The sequence below is a fragment of the Phenylobacterium sp. J426 genome (assembly GCF_024699945.1).
In the GTDB taxonomy this organism is placed as follows: domain Bacteria; phylum Pseudomonadota; class Alphaproteobacteria; order Caulobacterales; family Caulobacteraceae; genus Phenylobacterium.
In genome coordinates this window covers 4,081,345-4,099,481 of record NZ_JAJOMY010000001.1, presented here as the reverse complement: position 1 = coordinate 4,099,481, position 18,137 = coordinate 4,081,345, and the positions used below count along the sequence as shown (strand labels likewise).

Genomic DNA, 18,137 nt, shown 5'->3' with positions numbered 1-18,137 from the left:
CCTGGCTCAGTCTCGTGCGCGGCGGTCCAGCGGGGGCTGCAAGGCTGCCGCCCGGGCGCGGCCGCTGCGGGCGAGGCTGCGAACCGCGCGCCAGGCGCCGACGCCCGCCACGAGGAGGACGAGCGGGATGAGGAGCGGGGCGGCCAACGCCAGGAACGCCATGAGGAAGGCCATGAGATCCTCGATGGTGGAAATGATCGGGTTGCCGAGGCCGCCCGTCGAAGCCGTGCTCGCGACGCGGGTCGTCGCCTGGGCGGAGTGGACCGCCAGCGCTGTCGGCGCCCCCACGACGAGGCCGGCGAGGGCCGCGACAGCGGGGTCGGCCTGGCTGAAGGCGGCGGCTGCGGCGAGCGCGCCAGCGGCCGGGCGAGCGACTGTTCCGAAGATGCTGAGGAGGTGGTCCACCAGGGGGGATCTTGTCGGCCAGGAGCTCCGTTGCGGTGGCGAGCGCCAGGGCGATCAGGGCGCCTGTCGAGGCCAACCAGGCGAACGGCCCCGCGAGTTCGAATCCGAACAACCCGAGGCGGGCGGCGACGGCGATGACCAGGAGGGGCACGAAGGTCTTCAAACCGGCGGAAGCCGCCAGCCCCAGTCCCAACAGGATGGGCAGGATCCACGTGTCCATGGCTGCGGAACGCGGCATCGCCGGTTCGGTCGCTTCAAAAGAGCGGGCCTGCGGGGAAGGGCCGGTGCAGGCTGCCGGCGTCGTTGCGTGGAGCCGCGCCTGAGGCGCGGTGATGGCCCGCTGAGGCTGGTCGGACCTCAGCGGGCTCTGCTTCCGCCTCGTCTCTCGGAGTGGATGAGGCCGCGACCAACCTGGCATGGGCGGCCGCGGTTCCGGCGCCGCGCGGAAATTGGGGCGGCGCCTGCAGCGAACGCCGACGTGACCGCGCGGCGCGCGTCAGATGACGAACCAGCCGGCGTCGAAGGCGGATGCTGTCTGGACCTTGAGGAAGGTCTCGCCCGCGAGCGCCAGGGTGGTGACGCCAAAGGCGCCGGAGCCGTCGCCGTCGCGGGTCACGGTAAGGTGACGCAGGACGTCCTGCAGGTCCGTGACGCCGACGAGCGCAATCTGGTCGCCCTCGGCGGGGTTGAAGTCGCGGATCATGTCGACGCCCAGGGGCAGATCGTAGGACACATCCGCGCCGACCAGCCGCCCGTAGAGGGCGCGGCCGCCCGCGGTGTGTCCCACCACTTCGGTGAAGCCGGCGGCGAAGGCCTGCTCTTCGTAATTGCTCCACGCCCGATCGTTCGCGCGATCGCTGGGGCTGGCGCCGTTGCGGAACAGCTCGAGCGTTCCGCCCGTCCGGGTCTGCTGAAGTCCGACGGCGAAGAGGTCGGCGCCCGGGCCTCCGTAAAGGAGGTCGGCGCCTGCGCCGCCGACCAGCGTGTCGTCGCCCTCCGCGCCGAAGAGCGCCGTCGCCCAGGCCGGCGCGACGAGCATGTCGTCGCCGCCCGTCCCGGCGATCCGCGGCAGGATCGTCACGCTTGCGCCGGGTTGGCCCGGGCCCGTGTGGGCTGTGGTGAAGACGTAGGCGCCGGGCTGCAGGTTGTGGATGGCGACGACCGGCGAGCGGTTGTAGACCATGCCCTCGAATACCTTCTCGCCGTTGGCGAAGATGATGACGACTTCCCCGGAGACGCCTCGCGGGTCGTTCGTCGGCGGCAGCCCGACAAGCTCCACGATCAGATGGATCGTGGTCTCCCCCGGTGACCGGCGCTTCCGCTGCTCTCAGTCCGATAGCTGGCATGCTGGCCTCCATTGCGAGGCGGCCGAAACCTGGGTTTCGAACGGACCGTTCCGTCGACCCAGGCGGCGGCTCAGCGCCACCGGCGCACACCCTGGAAACGGGGCGCGCTGCGAACTGGCCTAAGCGAGAAGGCTGACGCCCGTGACGCCGCGAGCCCGCCGATCACCGCGCATGGTGCGCCGCCCCGCGCCGGCTCAACCCCGTCAGCCGGCGAAGCCCGCGCGCCAGGACCCGAACGTAGGCCGGGCGGGTGCTCGCCTGCAGCTTCCAGCTCACCGCACGGCGCGCCAGGCTGGCGGGCGCGAAGCCGATCACCAGCCACCAGGCGCGGATCACCGCCCGGCGGGCCGGGGTGACCGGAAGGGCCGCGGCGGCCCCGATCGCCTTGCCCGCCAGGAACGCCCGCGTCTCGCGCGGGTTGGGGTGCAACTGCGGTGCGAGCAGGAGCGATGCGACCCGCTCCTCGAGGTGCAGCGGGTCCTCAAGGCAGATCTCGGGCGTGATCGTCAGGCCGCTCCGCCGGGCATGATCGGCCAGGGCGGTCAGGCGCTCGCGGTCATGTGCGAGACGCCAGCGGGCGCGCTCCGCCACCAGGGCTGAGAACTGCGAATGGTTGCCGCCGTGCTGGCAATAGGCGCCGAGCACCTCGTCGATCGCCTTCACCCGCCCATAGAAGGGAGCCACCGTCACCAGGTATCCGTCGCCGCCCTGCGCGAACGCCGCCTCGTCCATCGGCAGGATCGACTCCAGCGCTGCACGGCTGAACGCCAGGCCGGAGGTCACCGTCGTGGCGTAGCGGCCGCGCGTCAGGAGGTCGGAACGAACATCTCCTTCGCTCCAGTTGGTGTCCAGCGGCGGGTAGGCGTCGAGGATCCGGCCCTCAGCGTCGACCAGGTGCAGGCGATACTGGTACTGGGCGATCGCCTCGCCTGCGGCGGCGCTCTGAGCGACGGTGCGCACGGCGTGGCCGTAGAGATAGTCGTCGGCGTCCAGGAACAGGACGATGTCGCCGCGCGCGGCGGCGAAGCCAGCGTTCATCGCCGCCCCGTGCCCCCGGTTGCGGTCCTGCAGCACCGGCGTGATCCGGTCCCCAAAGCCACGGATGAGCTCCTGCGAGCCGTCCGTCGACGCATCGTCCACCACAACCACCTGGACCTCGGGCCAGTCCTGCGCCAGCGCGCTGGAGATGCTCCGGGTCAGGAACACCCCGTAGTTGTAGTTGATCACCACAATGGAGACGAGGCGGTCCGGCATCTCAGGTGCTGGCGCCTCCGGGACTGGCGTCAATGGACTGCGCGTGCGGATCGCCCGCGTACCAGGTCTCGATCTCGCCGGCTGGCAGCTCGGCGTAGGCCGCGCTGCGCAGGACGCGCCCGTCCTTGAGGAGGACGACCCGGTCGCAGAAGGCGAGGGTCTTGCGGTGATGGCTGATCACCAGCGTCGTGCGCCGGCCTGAACGCGCCCTCAGGGTTTTGATGATGGAGGCTTCGGAGAGACCGTCGAGGGCGTTGGTCGCCTCGTCGAGCACCAGGATCTCGGGGTCGCGCAGCAGGGCGCGGGCCAGTCCGATCCGCTGCCGCTGGCCGGCGGACAGGTTGACGCCGCGATAGCCGAGGAAGGTGTCGTAGCCTTGCGGCAGTCGGCTGATGAAGTCATGGGCGTCCGCGGTGACGGCGGCGCGCTCAATGGCGTCGGACCCCGCGCCCGGCGAGCCGAAGGCGATGTTCTCCGCCACCGTGCCTTCAATCAGGTCCAGATCAGCGCTCGCCAGGCCCAGGCGTCGGCGCCAACCGGCAGGATCGATCTCCGATAGTGGCGCGTCGTCAACGAAGATCTCACCGCGCTCCGGCTCGAACAGCCGGTAGAGCAGGTTGACGATGGTGCTCTTGCCGGCTCCGGAGTGACCGACCAGAGCCGTTGCGCAGCCCATCTCGATGGCGAAGCTTGCGCCTCTCAACACCGGCGCGCCCCGGGGGAAGCGGAAGTGGACGTCATCGAACCGCACGGCCGTCGCCACCGGGAAGGCGGGGCGGGCGCCCCTCGGCGCCTGGCCATGCCGCGCCTCGTCCAAGAGCCACTCCACCTCCTGGATCGATCCGGACAGCGCCTGTAGCTGCGAGGCGGCGCCCTGGACGCCGCGCACGTGCGGTTGCATCCGGTAGAGCAGCACCACGAAGGCTGCGACCACGGCGAAATTCACCCCGGCGAGCCAGGCGCCCACGATGATCGACATGAAGAGGACGCCGTGCAGCACCTCCATGGCTGGAGGGATGAGGGCCTTGCGGCTCTCCAGCCGGAACAGCAGTCCGCGCACCGCGTCGCTCACGCCGGAGAACCGCCGCCGCTCGCCGGCTTCTTCGCCGAAGGCGCGGATGAGCCGCGCGCCGTCGACCAGATGGAGCATGCGCGAGGCGAGGCGGCCGTTGTTCCGCGCCACCTCGCCGCTCAGCGACTTCAGTCCGCGGGAGACCAGCGCCTGGAGCAGCTGGACAAGCGCCAGGCCCAGCGCCACCGCCGCGGTGAGCTGCCACGACAGGAAGCACAGGAAGAGCAGAAGGATCAGCGCCGCCGAGGCGTGAATGAGGACCGTCAAGGCGGTGGCGATCGCGTCGGAGGCCCGCCAGGACTCGGTGGAGATGATGTTGAGCAGCCGGCCCGGGCTCTCCCGGATGTAGAAGGGATAGGCGACGTCCGTCAGGCGCGCGGCCAGCGCATCGCGGATCGCATGGCTGGCCCGGCCATAGACCGCCGCGCTCAGCATCCCGTTCGCGAAGCTGACCAGGTTCTTCAGCAGCATCAGGCTCAGGATCGCGCCGGCGATGAGCAGGATCCGGCTGCGCGGGTCCAGGTCGGCGCCGAAGCCGGTGAGCAAGCGGGGCAGGCCGCTCCGCGCCGGGGTGTCGGGCTCCACCATGATGTTGAGCAGCGGGATGACAAGGCCAATGCCCAGCCCCTCCAGCGCGGCGGCTGCGAGCCCCAGCGCCACGATCAAGGGCAAGACCCTGAGGTAGGGCCTCACCACGCGGAGGATCGGAGGGCCGAACGGGAGGGGGAGCGCGGCCATCCGTCACGACGCCTCAAGAGCGGGCGGCGGATGCAGGCTTCGCGACCGCAACCGGCGTTCCAGCCCATCGAACTTGCAGACCGCCCGCCAAGCCAGCCGCGACAGCAGGGGCGCGCCGCCGAACATCCTGAGCGTCAGCCGCTCCCGGTGGCGGAGCAGGTCCCAGCTCGAGGTGCGGTCGATGAACCGCGCGGCGAAGGTGACGCCGTACTCCTGTAGAGCAAGCTGCAGCAGTAGGAAGAAGAGCCGGTCCGCGCCGGCCTTGTAGGCCGGGGCTTCCCGTGCGGCGGCCGATGTCGCCAGCCCGCGGACGGCGCTCAACAGGCCGGCCATTTCCGCCAGCAGCGCGTCCGAGGCCGGGGCCCCTCGCAACAGGCGTGGGATGTGCGTTGGCCAGCCCCGCGCGGCGAGGTTCTCCTGCACGATGCGCAGATGCGTGCGCCGCATCTCCTGCGCGCGGCTCGACGAGACGCTGCTCGCGTGCGTCCGGTAGGCGAGCAGGGGCTCACGGATGACGTGCCCGGGATAGGCGCTGAGGATCCGTCGGAAGAGGTCGAGGTCCTCGGCATGCGGATAGGCGGGATCATAGCGCAGGACGTTCGACGGCAGGACCGCGCGGTTGAACATCACGCTCGGATGGAGGAAGACCGTAAAGAAGAGCGAGAGGATCGGCAGGTTTGGTTCCTGCCAGAGGTCGTCGAAGACCTGGCTCTGCAGCCGGCTCTTCTTGAAGATGATGTCGTAGTTCGACGCGCAGACGGCGAGCTCCGGCCGCTGCGCGAAAACCTCGGCCTGGCGACGGATCCGGTCGGGATAGGCGACGTCATCGGCGTCCATGCGCGCCACAAGCGCGCCCGTCGCCAGGTCCAGGCCTTCGTTGAGGGTCGCCACGACGCCGCGGTTCGGGCGCGAGATGACGCGCAAGCGGCTGTCGCGCCGCGCATGGTCTTCGAGGATGGCCAGGCTGCGGTCCTGAGAGCCATCGTCAATTGCGATGATCTCGAGATTTCGGTGGGTCTGGCGCCGCACGCTGAGGAGGGCCGATTCGAGATAGGGCTCGCCGTTGAAGACGGGCAGCACAACGGAAACCTGCGGCTCTCCGGACGCGCGCATCTCCTGGTCTCCCCAGAATCGACCCTTAGATCGACAGCCGGAAACCATCGCGGGGGCCGGGACGTTCCGGGCACGGAGAAAAATTAAGCATCTCCGGGCCGCTCAGGTGTCAGGGGCGCGATGATCGCCGACCCGCGTGTCGAGGAAGGGCCTGGGGAAGGCCCTGGGGAATGGCCTGGGGAACGGCCTGGGGCACAGCCTGGGGCACGGGACGCGGGGCGACCCGCAGACGTGTCTGGCGGACATGAGATTTTCCTGGGTCTGGAAGGGCTTCGTGGCGCCGCCGCGCTGCTGATCGTGCTGCGCCACGCCAGCGACTTCACGGGCCTGCCGTTGCCCAGCAGTCACTTGGCGGTGGATCTCTTCTTCGTCCTGTCCGGGTTCGTCCTCGCGCATGCCTACGATGCGCGCTTCGCCAGGGGTCTCTCCGCAGCCGCCTTCATGCGCCTGAGGCTGATCCGGCTCTACCCGCTCTATCTGCTCAGCATCGTGGCGGCGGCCGCGGGCGTGGTCATCTGGCGCGTGGTCGCCGGGCCAGGGGACTGGAGCGCCTTGCACCTGACCCAGGCCTTCGCCCTCAACGTTCTCTATCTGCCGGCGCCGAGCCTCTACGGCGAGGCCTACCCCCTGAACCTTCCCGCCTGGTCCCTATTCCTCGAGATCTGCGCCTGCGCCGCCTTCGCCATGACATGGCGGCGGCTCACCGACGCGGTCCTGCTGGCGTGGATCTGCCTGTCTGGACTGCTGCTCATCGGCCTGGCCGTGCACTACCAGACGCTCAGCCTCGGCTGGGACTGGACGACCTTCGCCGCCGGCTTCGTCCGGGTCTCGTTCAGCTTCCCGCTCGGCGTGCTGCTCTATCGCAAGCTTCGTTACATGCCTGCGCTCGGCATCGGCGCCTGGGTTCCGCTCGCCTTGGCCGTGGCGCTGCTGTGTCTTGACGCAGGGCGCTGGCAGGTCGCCTACGAGATCGTCTGCGCCATCGTCCTGCTGCCGCTGCTGGTGGTGGTCGCCGCCCGCACCACGCCCCGCCTCGCCGCCGCGCGGCTGTTCGCCTTCCTTGGGGTGACATCCTACGCTGTCTACGTCCTGCACGTGCCGGCGCTGACCATCTGCCAGCAGGCGCTCGCGGAAATCGGCGTGCGGCCGGCCGAGGCCGGGCCCGCCTTTGCCGCCGCCTTCGTCGTCGTCCTTGTCGGCGGTTGCTGGTTGGCGGACCGCGTCTACGACGTTCCGGTCCGCGGGTGGCTCCGCCGCCGGTGGGCCGGCGGCGCGGCTCGGGGGGCGGCGCCTGCGTCGGGCGACCGATCTGCAGACCTGGCGCCGAGCCCGCGGCTGCCGCCGGAGATCGCACGTCCCGGCGTGGAATGACGGTCCTCCTTCCGCCTTAGACCCGCGAACGTGGGGAGGTTCTGGGAACGCGCCGCGGACCCCAGCCCGAGCCGGCCGATAACCTCTGGCGCAGGCAAACTTCGCGTCAGACGGCTGGGCGGCGGTTCCCGGCGGCCCGTCGATCCCGGCCCATGAAGTTCGGCGTGAAGCGTGGAGTTGGGCAGAGGATCATTGCGCGTCCGCTCAGGCCGCCTCTGCGACCGCGGGCGCAGCCAGCGCCTCGTACAGGTGCCGCGCATCGATGGGCTTGGCGAGGCATCCGTCCATGCCGGCCTCGAGATAGGCCTGGACCTGATGCGCCATGGCGTTGGCGGTGAGGGCGACGATGCGGGTCCGGGGGCGGCCGCTCTCGGCTTCCGCCTCGCGGATGGCGCGCGTCGCCGTGGGGCCGTCCATCACCGGCATCTGCACGTCCATCAGGATCACGTCCCAGTCTTCGGCGCGCCAGGCGTCGAGCGCGGCCTGGCCGTCGTCGACCACCTGGCACTCCAGTCCGAACTGGTGGAGCAGGGTCCTCAGGACCAGCTGGTTGACGGGGTTGTCCTCGGCCGCCAGCACCCGCAGCGGCAGGCTGGTGGGCGGGGCGGCGACTTCGGGGACGGCCGTGTCGGCGAGATCGCCTTCGGGACCGACCGGCTGCAGAGGCAGGCGGACGCTGAAGCGGCTGCCCCGGCCGGGTGCGCTCTCGGCGGCGATCTCACCGCCGAACAGCGTCGCCAACTCCCGGCAGATCGCCAGGCCCAGGCCCGTGCCGCCGAACCGCCGCGTCGTCGACGCGTCAGCCTGCTCGAACTTCTCGAACAGACGCTCGAGGGCCTCCGGCGGCATGCCGGGCGCCGGTGTCGGCGACCTCGAGAACGAGACCGTCGGCCGTGCGATCGACGCTGACCCGGACCTCGCCGCTCTCGGTGAACTTCAGGGCGTTGGAGACGAGATTGTAGACGATCTGGCGCACGCGGGTGCTGTCGGAGCGGTACCGCCCGCGCGCCTCCGGGGCGACCACGAGATTGAACTCCAGGCCCTTGCGCTCGGCGACCGCGGTAAACGCGGCGTGCGCGCCGCGCATCAGGGCGCTCAGGTCGAACTCGGCGACCTCCAGTTCCAGCTTGCCGGCCTCGATCTTGGAGAGGTCGAGGACGTCGTTCAGCAGGGCGAGCAGGGTCTCGCCCGACTCCCGGATCACCGAGAGCCGCTCCCGCTGGGCGGACGAGAGCGCGTCACCGGCCATCGCCTGAGCCATGCCGAGCACGCCGTTCAGAGGGGTGCGGATCTCGTGGCTGATGGTGGCCAGGAAGGTGCTCTTGGCCAGGCTCGCCGCCTCGGCTGTCTCCTTGGCGCGGCGCAGCTCGGCTTCCGCGGCCTTGCGCTCGGTGATGTTCTGCATCGCCCCGATCAGGCGCAGGGGCCGGCCCGCCTCGTCGCGAATGAGCTTGGCCGTGCAGGTCGCCCACACCTCGCGGCCGTCGCGCCGCGCCACCCGATACTCCGGCCGGAAGGGGCGGTCCTCGAGCACCGCCGCTGACCAGGCTTCGGAGATGAGCGCCCGATCGCGCGGATCGATGGTGCTGTTGGTGTCGCGCAGGAAGGTCTCGGCGTCGAGCTCGTAGTCGAAGAAGGTTTCGGCCGCGCCGTCGGTCTCCACCGTGCGGCGCACATAGTCAGCCTCCCAAACGTGCAGGTCGGCGATCTCGACGGCGAGCTTGAGCCGCTGCTGCGAGCGTTCCGTCCGCTCCAGCGCCTCCACCATCTCGGTGATGTCGAGGGCGGCGACGAGGATGCCCCCGATCTCCCCGCGCGCGTCGCGCCAGGGGGACAGCTCGGCACGCAGGTAGCGCAGGGTTCCGTCCGGCTGCGGGCTCGGCACCCTGCCGCCGTGGATGCGCTCGCCCGCAAGGCAGCGCTCATAGGCGCCGCGGAACGGCGCGAAGTACTCCGGCGCGATCTCGAAGACGCTGCGGCCGCGGACCCCTTCCAGCGAGAGGCCGAACGAGGCCAGCCAGTCGGGGCTCGCCTCGAGGATCCGCAGATGACGGTCGGTGACCATCACCGAGGCCGGCACCGTGGCCACGAAGGCCGCGAGGGCGGATTGGGTCTCCTCGAGCTCCGCCGCCGCGCGCTCGCGGCCGGAGCGCTCGGTGAGCAGCCGCTGCAGAGCGAGCCGGAGGTGGCCGACATAGACGGCCGCGCCCACGGTGATGCAGGCCAGGCCCACCAGATCCCGCTCAGGGCTCACGATCCCGCTGATCAGCGGGATGCCCAGCATATAGGCGACATGCGGCGCCCAGATCGGTGGCGCCACCGCCGCTGCGCGGCTGGCGATGAGGGCTGTGTTAAGCAGGGCGGCGGCGGGCAACAGGATCGCGAAGATCTGGCCAGCGGCGCCTCCGCCGATCCAGGTGAGGACGCCCAGGCCCGAGAAGACGGCGCCGCTCAGGGCCATGGTGGCGCTGTAGAGCGAGGCCCAGCCGCGCCCGGTCCGGCCTTTCATGATCTGGTCGCCGACGGCCGCGTCCAGCAGCTGAACGGCGACGGTGGCGACGAACCACAGGGCCACGCGCGCGTCCCCGGTGAGGATCCAGGCCGCGCCGCCGATGAAGGCGCCGAACCCGACGCGGCTCGCAAACTCCTTGCGCCGCACGCGCGCCATCGCCGGAAAGCCGGTCCGCCAGGGCATCCGCCAACACTCCCGCCCGGCTGGTGACAACTGCGCCGCCGGCCGGTCCAAGTCTGAGCGCGACAGCTTGGCTTGAACGTCCTCTTGAGGCGTTAACGCCAACGCATTGATCCTGCGGCGGAATCGCTCACGCTTCTAGGTTGCGTCCTGCACGTGGGGGCGTGGTTGCTCTACCGCGCACGCCCCGGTCAGGCGGGCGCAGCCGGTGCGGAAGCCTCGAACACCGTCTTTGCGCGCTGCACAGCGCGCCGGCCGCTCAGCTCGCCCGAGATCTAATGGGCGTCGGGCCCGGGCGAGGGGAGCGGTTGCTGCTCCGGCCCGCAGGTGAACTCCGCGAGCCGCTCCGCACCCTGCCAAATCTCGCAGCGCGGGAACCGCCCGCCGCAGCGGCCTACGGCCTGGCGCTGCGCTTCCACCAGATCGGGCGCCTCGATCCAGTCACCGAACTCGATCTGTCCCTGAACACTCAACATGTAGTGGCGAAAGGTGGCCAACAGCCGGAGCTCCACGCGTAAACCGTCGGGCTTGTCGCCCGGCAGCTTTGAACAGGGGGTGAATGCGCCTGCTGAACGGCGTCCGGACCAGGGGGGACCGGGAAAGCCGTGTGTTTGAAGCCTGAGCGCTTCGGGGCGGAGAGACGTCATCTTCAGCATCCACGGCGCACCGAGCTAGTATCGATCCTATGTCGGGCGGACCGGATTGGATTGAGCGCGCGAACCGCGCTGCGCAGACGCTGTCTGCAACCACCCGCGGGGTCAGGGGAGCGCGGCATTCGGTCTATGTCGTGCTTCTGCATGATCCGCGGCGCGGACTGGAGCCCTGGGGACTCTACGTCGGCCAAACGTCCCGCGATCCGGACTGGCGGTTCGACCAGCACAAGCGGGGCTACAAGGCGAGCGGCGCCGTGCGGCGCTTCGGCGTGCAACTGCTGCCGGCGCTCGTGGCGCACCTCAACCCGCTGCGGCCGTGGGAGGCGCTGGACCTCGAAGCCGCGCTCGCCGAGGCGTTCAGGGCGGCCGGCGTGCCGTGGGTCGAGGGCGGGCATTGAGCGATGGCGCGGCGCCGGCGCAGCCCGTGAGAACGGCGTCAGGCCGGCCGCTGGCGCGGTCGGGGGGGAGACGCGATGCAGATCCGGCTTGGCGATCCGGCGGTAGAGCGCCTGGACGATGCTGAAGACCCCGAACAGGCACAGTCCGGCGGCGACCGCCGTCCGCTGCCAGCCTTCGAGCGTCGCCAGCGCCTCGGCGGTCCCGCCAGCAGCCTCCGGCGCGCCCTGGCCCGCCGCCTTCCACAGCATGAGGCCGACCAGCACGAACACCACGCCGCGCGCGACGTAGCCGATGCGGCCCGACCAGGCGACCCAGGCGCGCCGCGCGGCTTCGGCGTCGAGCTGCTCGAGGAAGTCGAGCTTGTAAGCCGCCCAAGCCTGGGACAGGCCGCCCAGGATGATCGCAACCGCCGCCCCGCGCAGGATCAGTTCGCCGCCGGGCAGGTCCAGCACCCAGGCCGCGATCGATCCGCCGCCGCCGCCGCCGCCGCCGCCGCCGCTGCTGCCCGCGGAGGCCAAGCCCAGGAGCAGGCCGCCCGCCAGGAGCCCGAGGCCGACGTGGATGGCGCCGCTCAGCGCCTGCCCCGCCCGCGACACCGCGCCCTTGGCCTCGTGGCCCTTGCCTTCCAGGTCATAGGCGGCGCAGAGCAGTCGCCATGCGCCGTAGGCGAGCAGGCCCAGGGCGATGACGGCGAGCGCCAACCGCGCGGCGCCGCCCTCGGCGAACATCCGCAGCACCCCGGTGCTGCTTTCCGTCCGGCCAGCCTCGATCGCCAGATAGCCGATCGTGAGATAGAGCGCGCCGCGCGCCGCGAAGCCGATCCGGGTCAGCAGTTCGAACCCGCGGGCGTTGGCCATGTGACCGGGACCGTTCATTCAGCGACACCTCCGTTCTAACGGCGCATGAAGCGCCGAGCGGCCGGATGGTTCATGAGAAGAGCGACGGCGTGTCGCCGCTCGAAGGGGCGACGCCGTCGCTGCGCCGCCGCGCGGCCTCGGGCTGGTGACCGCCAGTCACCGCCCGGGCCTCGGTTCACACCTTGGCACACGGGCGGCCTTCCGCTGCAATCGGGCGAAGGAGAGTCTCTGACATGCACACGGCGAAGCGCATTCTGGCGGCGGTGACAGTGTCGCTGGCCCTGGCCGCGGCGGGTTCGGGCTGGGCCGCGGAGGCCCAGGTCGCCGACCTCGTGCTCATCAACGGCAAGGTGATCACCGTGGACGCCAACGCAACGGTTGCGCAGGCCGTGGCGGTGAAGGGCAACCGCATCGTGGCCGTGGGCGGGGATGTGTCCGCCTGGCGCGGCCCGCAGACCCGGGTCATCGATCTCAAGGGGCGGCCGCTGCTGCCGGGCTTCATCGACGCCCACTCCCATGTCGAGGGAATGGCGGGCGTCGAGAGCCGCTACATCAAGATCCAGGCGCCGCCGCTGAAGGATGGCAAGGCCATCATCTCGGAGCTGAAGAAGGCGCAGGCGAAGCTTCCGCCTGGAGCCTGGCTCGTGGGGCAGGGCACCTACAACCAGGTGATGCCGACGCGCGCCGAGCTCGACAAGGCGTTCCCCGACAATCCTGTTCGCCTGATCTGGAGCGCGCACGACTCGCTGATCAATCACAAGGCGGCGCAGGTGATGGGGCTGACCAAGGATTGGCCGGATCCCGGCCCCGGCCATTCGGGACATTACGAGCGGCTGCCGAACGGCGAGGTCTTCATCGTGCGCGACGCCCCGGCGCCCTGGCCCGCGCAGGACGCGTTCGCCTATCCGGAGCTGAAGGAGGCGGTCCGCGGCATCCTCGACGATTTCTATCTCAAGAAGGGCGTCACCACGGTCTCGGACCTGTCCTCGCCCACCGCCTACCGGGCGATGCAGGACTTGCGCAAGGAGGGACGGCTGCCGACCCGCGTGCGCATGAACTACTTCGTGCGCGATCCGAAAATGCTGGACATGGTGGAAGCTTCGGGCGTGACGACCGGCCTAGGCGACGACTGGCTGCGGTTCGGCGCTGTGAAGTTCTTCGCCGACGGCGTGTGGGGCACCACGGCGGCGGTCTACAAGCCGTTCTGGAACGGCTCGGGCACCACCTGGATCCCCAACAACACCGGCGGCGTGACCTATGACCAGGAAACCCTGAACAGCCTGGTGCTGCGCGCCTACCGGAACGGATGGCAGGTCGAGGTGCACGCCAACGGCGACCGCGCGCAGGACATGGTGCTGACCGCCTACGAGGCCGCCCAGGCGGCGGCGCCCCGCCAGGACGCGCGGCTGCGGATCGAGCATTTCGCCCATTTCCTCGTGCAGGACCCCCAACGCACCGAGGAGCGGCTGCAGCGGATGAAGCGCAGCAATGTGATCATCTCGCCCCAGGTCGCGTTCCTGTGGCGGCTGACCGACGTCAATGTGCGAGAGCCCGACGTGAAGTTCTTCCCGATGAAGACCATCATCGACCGGGGCTTCCGTCCCGCAGGCGGGGTGGACACCATCGGCACCCAGAACTTCGCCACCTATCCGATGTTCTCGATCGAGCGGGCGGTGAACCGGGACACCAAGTTCGGCACGATCGTGCAGCCTGAAGAAGCCATCAGCGTCATGGACGGGATCCGGATGTTCACCATCTGGAGCGCGGAGGCGAACTTCCTGGAGAAGGACTTCGGCTCGATCGAGGTCGGCAAGGTGGCGGATCTGGTCGTATTGGCGCAGGATCCGCTCACCGCCCCGAAGGACAAGCTCGCCGACATCCCGGTCGACATGACCATCCTCGACGGCAAGGTCGCCTACGCCCGCTAGGGCCAGCGCCCCCTTACAATCCCAAGGCAGAGCCGCGTCGTCCGTCCCTTAGGGGCCGGAGCCGACGCTGCGCGGAGATTCCCCAGTGCGCACCATCCTTCATCACATCGGCGGTCAGGCCGTCGACGGCGGCGCGCGGCGCCAGCCGGTGTTCGATCCCAACCTCGGTCGCCCCCAGGCGGAGGTGGTGCTCGGCGACGCCGACACGGTGGAACGGGCGGTCGCCGCGGCTCGCCAGGCGCAACCCGCGTGGGCGGCGATGAACCCGCAGCGTCGCGCTCGGGTGATGTTCGAGTTCAAGCGGCTGATCGAGGCCGAGATGGACACCCTCGCCGAACGGCTGGCCTCCGAGCACGGCAAGGTGGTGTCCGACGCCCGGGGCGACATCCAGCGCGGGCTGGACGTCCTGGAGTTCGTCTGCGGCGCGCCGCACCTGCTGAAGGGTGAGCATACCGTCGGAGCGGGTCCCGGCATCGATGTCTATTCGATGCGCCAGCCGCTGGGGATCTGTGCGGGGATCACCCCCTTCAACTTCCCGGCGATGATCCCGCTTTGGATGCTCGCGCCGGCCATTGCGGTGGGCAACGCCTTCATCCTCAAGCCCTCGGAGCGCGATCCCTCCGTGCCGGTCCGCCTCGCGGAACTCCTGCTCGAGGCCGGCGCGCCGGCTGGCGTGCTGAACGTGGTGCAGGGCGACAAGCTGGTGGTCGACGCCTTGGTCGACCATCCGGAGATCAAGGCGATCAGCTTTGTCGGCTCGTCGGATATCGCCCAGTACGTCTACGGCCGCGGTGCGGCCGCCGGCAAGCGCATGCAGTGCATGGGCGGCGCCAAGAACCACGGCGTGGTCATGCCGGACGCCGACCTCGACCAGGCGGTGAACGACATCCTGGGCGCGGCCTACGGGTCCGCTGGCGAGCGTTGCATGGCGCTGCCCGTGGTGGTGCCGGTCGGCGAGGCGACGGCGGCGGCTCTAAGGGCCCGTCTCGTCGACGCGATCGCCGGCCTTCGGGTGGGGGTCTCGACCGACCCGGAGGCGCACTACGGCCCGGTTGTCAGCGCAGCCCACAAGGCGCGCGTGGAGGGCTACATCCAGCTGGGCGTCGATGAGGGCGCCGAACTGGTCATCGACGGCCGCGGCTTCCAGCTGCAGGGGCACGAGGAGGGCTACTTCCTGGGGCCGACGCTATTCGACCGGGTCACATCCGACATGCGCAGCTACCAGGAGGAGATCTTCGGACCTGTCCTGCAGGTGGTGCGGGCCCAGAGCCTGGAAGAGGCCGTGGGGCTCGCCTCGCGTCACCCCTACGGCAATGGCGTCGCCATCTTCACCCGCGACGGCGAGGCGGCGCGCAGCTTCGCCACCGACGTGGAGGTGGGCATGGTCGGGATCAATGTGCCGATCCCGGTGCCGGTGTCCTACCACTCCTTCGGAGGGTGGAAGCGCTCCGGCTTCGGCGACCTCAATCAGTACGGGATGGACGGGGTGCGCTTCTACACCCGCACCAAGACGGTCACCCAGCGCTGGCCCAGGAGCGGACCCGCTGCGACCGACCAGAGCTTCGTCATCCCGACCATGGCGTGACGAGCCGCGGCGGCCTGAGGGTGGCGGAGGACGGCGCAAGCCCCGCGACAAGCCGGGCTTTGACAAGCGGGTTCGATCTCCCGACCGTGCGCGTTGTCGAGTCGGTAGAGAGCGTTATGGCGCGGGAAGGCCCACGACCGGGAGCTGGAGGGCGGTCCGCGCCGGCGCGCCGCCTCCTGCCGCCGTTCGCGGCCCTGCGCGCCTTCGAGGCGGTCGGCCAGCTGGGCGGCATCCGGCGCGCGGCCCAGGAACTCGGGGTGGACCACGCGGCGGTGAGCCGCCACCTGCGCGCCCTCGAGGAGTGGGCGGGCGTGAAGCTGATCGACCGCGATCGCGGCGGCCAACTCACCCAGGAGGGCGCCAAATATCTCGCCCGGATCTCCGCCGCCCTCGAGGAGATCAGCCGCGCCACGCTCGATCTGACGCATCGTGGCGACGAGAGCCGGCTCGTCATCTGGAGCGTGCCCGGCTTCGCCTATCGCTGGCTCATCCGACGCCTCCCGGAATTCAACGCCGTCCACCCGGGCTTCGATCTCGAGGTGCGGCCCACCGATCACGCCCCCGACTTCGGGCGCCATGAGGCGGATGCGGACATCCGGTACGTACGGGACATGGCTCCGCCTCACGACCCCGACGTTCAGTCTGTGGAGATCGCGCGGCCGTCGGTGTTCCCCGCCGCCAGTCCTTCCGTGGCCGCCCGTCTCGGGGCCGACGCGCCGGTGTCGGCTCTGCTCGGGGAAACCCTGCTCCACGAAGACGACGACAGCGAGTGGCGCGCCTGGCTCGCGGCCCGGCAGGTGCAGGCGCCGGAGCGGCTCGGCGGCCCGCGGCTTTGGCATGCCCACCTCACCCTCGACGCCGCTCGTCGCGGGCAGGGCGTCGCGCTGACAAACGCGCTGCTGGTGGGCGACGAGCTGGCATCCGGAGAGCTGGTCCAACTGAAGCTGCAGCCGGACCAGCCGGAGATCCGCTTCGGCGCCTACGCCCTGCGGGTCCGCAAGGATCGGTGGCGCGATCCTGCCATCCTCAAGTTCCGGCGCTGGCTCGAGCGCGCGGCCGCCGACGATCCAGCCCTGGACTAGCCCGGTGGTCGCGGGCTCCCAGCCGGTGCTGCTCTTCGCCTGCGAAGGCGTCGATACCTCGGCGTGGCGCGACGCGCTGAAGGCCGCGCTCTCAAGCGTCGAGCTGTGGGTCTGGCCGGATGCGCCCGACGCAGACGCCGTGGTCTTCGGCATGGCCTGGGGGAACCCGCCGGGCTTCTGGCGGTCGTTCCCCAACCTGCAGGCGATCTTCTCGCTCGGCGCGGGCGTCGACGGGCTGCTGGCGGACGCCACGCTTCCGGCCGTGCCGATCGTGCGGATGGTCGATCCCAGCCTCGCGGACGGCATGGTGGAGTTCGTGGTGATGCGCACGCTGCATCATCATCGCCTCGTCCACGTCTACGAACAGCAGCAGGCGAACGCCACATGGAGGCCGCTGCGCCCGCCGCGGATCGGCCGCCGGCGCGTCGGCGTCATGGGGCTGGGGGAGCTCGGCGGGCGCTGCGCCCGCGCTCTAGCCGACCTGGGCTTCCAGGTGCGGGGCTGGTCGCGTCGCCCCAAGGCGCTTGAGGGCGTGGAGACCTTCCACGGCCCGGCCGGCCTTCCAGCCTTCGCCGATGGCTGCGAGATCCTCGTCTGCGTTCTGCCGCTGACGTCCGAGACCGAGGGGATTCTGAACGCGCAGCTCTTCGCCCGCCTGGCGCCCGGCGCCTGCCTGATCCAGGCGGGCCGCGGCGCCCACCTGGTCGAGGCAGATCTGCTCGACGCCCTGGCGTCTGGCCGGATCGCGGCGGCGACCCTCGACGTGTTCCGCAGCGAGCCGCTGCCGCCGGAGCATGCATTCTGGCGCCATCCCGGCGTGCGGGTCATCCCGCACGCCGCCGCCTTCACCTATCCGGAGACTGCGGCGGAGGTGGTGGCCGCCAATCTCGGCCGCCTGCTGCGCGGCGAGCCTGTCGCCGACATCGTGGACCCTCAGGCCGGCTACTGAGCCGGTCCGTCCTCGTGATCGTGGTCGTGGTCGTGCCCCTCGTAGCGGTCGGCTTCCGCATGCGCGCGCTCTACGGCGTCGCGCAGGCGGCGCGCCAGGTCAGGCCGGTGCGGATTATGGGCGTAGACGAACCTGGGCGCCTGCCAGGCCTCGACGGCGCCGCTGAGGCGCCCGACGAGATCTCCCTCCGGGCTCAGGGCGTAGGTCACCGTCAGGCCCTTGTAGCTCCGCGACCAGCTGTCGGGGGCGAACGTCGCCTGTGAGACGAGATCCGGCGCTGCGGCGTGGACGTGCTCGCCCCCGCCATCCGAGTCGATCCGGTATCGATCGGTGACCTCGCCGGCGATCCGCACCTCCACGACGCCGGCGTGCGGCGCGCTGAACTCGAGTGGGACGGGGGCGCCTCGGGCGTCCGGGACGACGAAGCTGCGCGCCGACAGGCGGCCGATGAGGCCGGCATCCGACGCGCCGGCGGATCCGGGGAACATGAGGGCGGCGAGGGCGGCCGGAACGGCCAGGGCGCGCAGGACCATGCGCTCTGGTCTCCGGGAGGCCGCGCCCCGGGTCAACCGCCGGGACGGGATGGCGGGGCGGGGACGACGTCCGGCTTCGAGACGGGTGGTGACCGTGAGACACCACTCAGGCTGTGTTTTGCACCTCCCGAGGGGGCGCAAAGGCGCGGAAGCTCCGGGC

15 protein-coding genes and 1 pseudogene are annotated in these 18,137 nt (G+C 70.6%); 5 read left to right on the top strand and 11 right to left on the bottom strand.

Annotated features, from left to right (window positions below):
* Positions 1-6: 6 nt before the first annotated feature.
* From LRS10_RS21535 to LRS10_RS21515, 6 genes and pseudogenes are all read right to left on the bottom strand, one after another.
* Positions 7-405, bottom strand: a complete 399-nt coding sequence (locus LRS10_RS21535) for a DUF4126 domain-containing protein (protein WP_257839031.1) — start codon at positions 403-405, stop codon at positions 7-9.
* A gap of 22 nt (positions 406-427) precedes the next feature.
* Positions 428-625, bottom strand: a pseudogene (locus tag LRS10_RS25405) (DUF4126 family protein); the annotation flags it as partial.
* Positions 626-901: 276 nt separating this feature from the next.
* Positions 902-1,684: a hypothetical protein gene (locus tag LRS10_RS21530; RefSeq protein WP_257839030.1), complete on the bottom strand. Its 783-nt coding sequence runs from the start codon at positions 1,682-1,684 to the stop codon at positions 902-904.
* Between the two features lie 229 nt (positions 1,685-1,913).
* A complete protein-coding gene (locus tag LRS10_RS21525) occupies positions 1,914-3,005 on the bottom strand; it encodes a glycosyltransferase (RefSeq protein ID WP_257839029.1) in 1,092 nt (363 codons plus the stop codon).
* A 1-nt stretch (position 3,006) separates the two neighbouring features.
* Positions 3,007-4,815, bottom strand: a complete 1,809-nt coding sequence (locus LRS10_RS21520; RefSeq protein WP_257839028.1) for an ABC transporter ATP-binding protein — start codon at positions 4,813-4,815, stop codon at positions 3,007-3,009.
* Between the two features lie 3 nt (positions 4,816-4,818).
* Positions 4,819-5,928, bottom strand: coding sequence for a glycosyltransferase (locus LRS10_RS21515; RefSeq protein WP_257839027.1), 1,110 nt, complete (start codon positions 5,926-5,928; stop codon positions 4,819-4,821).
* 231 nt (positions 5,929-6,159) lie between these two features.
* On the opposite strand from LRS10_RS21515, the gene LRS10_RS21510 reads away from it, so the two are divergent.
* On the top strand, positions 6,160-7,299 hold the full coding sequence (locus LRS10_RS21510; protein WP_257839026.1) for an acyltransferase: 1,140 nt from the start codon (positions 6,160-6,162) through the stop codon (positions 7,297-7,299).
* A gap of 204 nt (positions 7,300-7,503) precedes the next feature.
* Here the strand turns inward: LRS10_RS21510 and LRS10_RS21505 are convergent, their stop codons facing one another.
* The 4 genes from LRS10_RS21505 to LRS10_RS21490 form a co-directional block, all read right to left on the bottom strand.
* On the bottom strand, positions 7,504-8,148 hold the full coding sequence (locus tag LRS10_RS21505) for a response regulator (protein WP_257839025.1): 645 nt from the start codon (positions 8,146-8,148) through the stop codon (positions 7,504-7,506).
* A complete protein-coding gene (locus LRS10_RS21500) occupies positions 8,099-9,994 on the bottom strand; it encodes a PAS domain S-box protein (RefSeq protein WP_257839024.1) in 1,896 nt (631 codons plus the stop codon). Before LRS10_RS21500 ends, LRS10_RS21505 begins: the two co-directional genes overlap by 50 nt.
* A gap of 272 nt (positions 9,995-10,266) precedes the next feature.
* Positions 10,267-10,647: a hypothetical protein gene (locus LRS10_RS21495; protein WP_257839023.1), complete on the bottom strand. Its 381-nt coding sequence runs from the start codon at positions 10,645-10,647 to the stop codon at positions 10,267-10,269.
* Positions 10,641-11,918 (bottom strand): DUF1206 domain-containing protein, encoded by a 1,278-nt coding sequence (locus LRS10_RS21490; protein ID WP_257839022.1) that lies wholly within the window; start codon positions 11,916-11,918, stop codon positions 10,641-10,643. The genes LRS10_RS21495 and LRS10_RS21490 overlap by 7 nt, the downstream gene beginning before the upstream one ends.
* 215 nt (positions 11,919-12,133) lie before the next feature.
* Here LRS10_RS21490 and LRS10_RS21485 point away from each other — a divergent pair, with 215 nt between their 5' ends.
* The 4 genes from LRS10_RS21485 (at position 12,134) to LRS10_RS21470 (ending at position 17,444) form a co-directional block, all read left to right on the top strand.
* A complete protein-coding gene (locus tag LRS10_RS21485) occupies positions 12,134-13,828 on the top strand; it encodes an amidohydrolase (protein WP_257839021.1) in 1,695 nt (564 codons plus the stop codon).
* An 85-nt stretch (positions 13,829-13,913) separates the two neighbouring features.
* A complete protein-coding gene (locus LRS10_RS21480; protein ID WP_257839020.1) occupies positions 13,914-15,413 on the top strand; it encodes a CoA-acylating methylmalonate-semialdehyde dehydrogenase in 1,500 nt (499 codons plus the stop codon).
* Between the two features lie 116 nt (positions 15,414-15,529).
* A complete protein-coding gene (locus LRS10_RS21475) occupies positions 15,530-16,495 on the top strand; it encodes a LysR substrate-binding domain-containing protein (RefSeq protein WP_257839019.1) in 966 nt (321 codons plus the stop codon).
* 4 nt (positions 16,496-16,499) lie between these two features.
* Positions 16,500-17,444: a glyoxylate/hydroxypyruvate reductase A gene (locus LRS10_RS21470; RefSeq protein WP_257839018.1), complete on the top strand. Its 945-nt coding sequence runs from the start codon at positions 16,500-16,502 to the stop codon at positions 17,442-17,444.
* Here the strand turns inward: LRS10_RS21470 and LRS10_RS21465 are convergent.
* Positions 17,438-17,977 (bottom strand): hypothetical protein, encoded by a 540-nt coding sequence (locus LRS10_RS21465; RefSeq protein WP_257839017.1) that lies wholly within the window; start codon positions 17,975-17,977, stop codon positions 17,438-17,440. The genes LRS10_RS21470 and LRS10_RS21465 overlap by 7 nt on opposite strands.
* Positions 17,978-18,137: the final 160 nt, after the last annotated feature.

Coding starts and splice junctions, on each gene's coding strand:
- LRS10_RS21465 (WP_257839017.1), bottom strand. CDS start 17,977: ATGGTCCTGCGCGCCCTGGCCGTTCCGGCCGCCCTCGCCGCCCTCATG.
- LRS10_RS21520 (WP_257839028.1), bottom strand. CDS start 4,815: ATGGCCGCGCTCCCCCTCCCGTTCGGCCCTCCGATCCTCCGCGTGGTG.
- LRS10_RS21505 (WP_257839025.1), bottom strand. CDS start 8,148: ATGCCGCCGGAGGCCCTCGAGCGTCTGTTCGAGAAGTTCGAGCAGGCT.
- LRS10_RS21485 (WP_257839021.1), top strand. CDS start 12,134: ATGCACACGGCGAAGCGCATTCTGGCGGCGGTGACAGTGTCGCTGGCC.
- LRS10_RS21495 (WP_257839023.1), bottom strand. CDS start 10,647: ATGCTGAAGATGACGTCTCTCCGCCCCGAAGCGCTCAGGCTTCAAACA.
- LRS10_RS21525 (WP_257839029.1), bottom strand. CDS start 3,005: ATGCCGGACCGCCTCGTCTCCATTGTGGTGATCAACTACAACTACGGG.
- LRS10_RS21500 (WP_257839024.1), bottom strand. CDS start 9,994: ATGCCCTGGCGGACCGGCTTTCCGGCGATGGCGCGCGTGCGGCGCAAG.
- LRS10_RS21490 (WP_257839022.1), bottom strand. CDS start 11,918: ATGAACGGTCCCGGTCACATGGCCAACGCCCGCGGGTTCGAACTGCTG.
- LRS10_RS21475 (WP_257839019.1), top strand. CDS start 15,530: ATGGCGCGGGAAGGCCCACGACCGGGAGCTGGAGGGCGGTCCGCGCCG.
- LRS10_RS21515 (WP_257839027.1), bottom strand. CDS start 5,928: ATGCGCGCGTCCGGAGAGCCGCAGGTTTCCGTTGTGCTGCCCGTCTTC.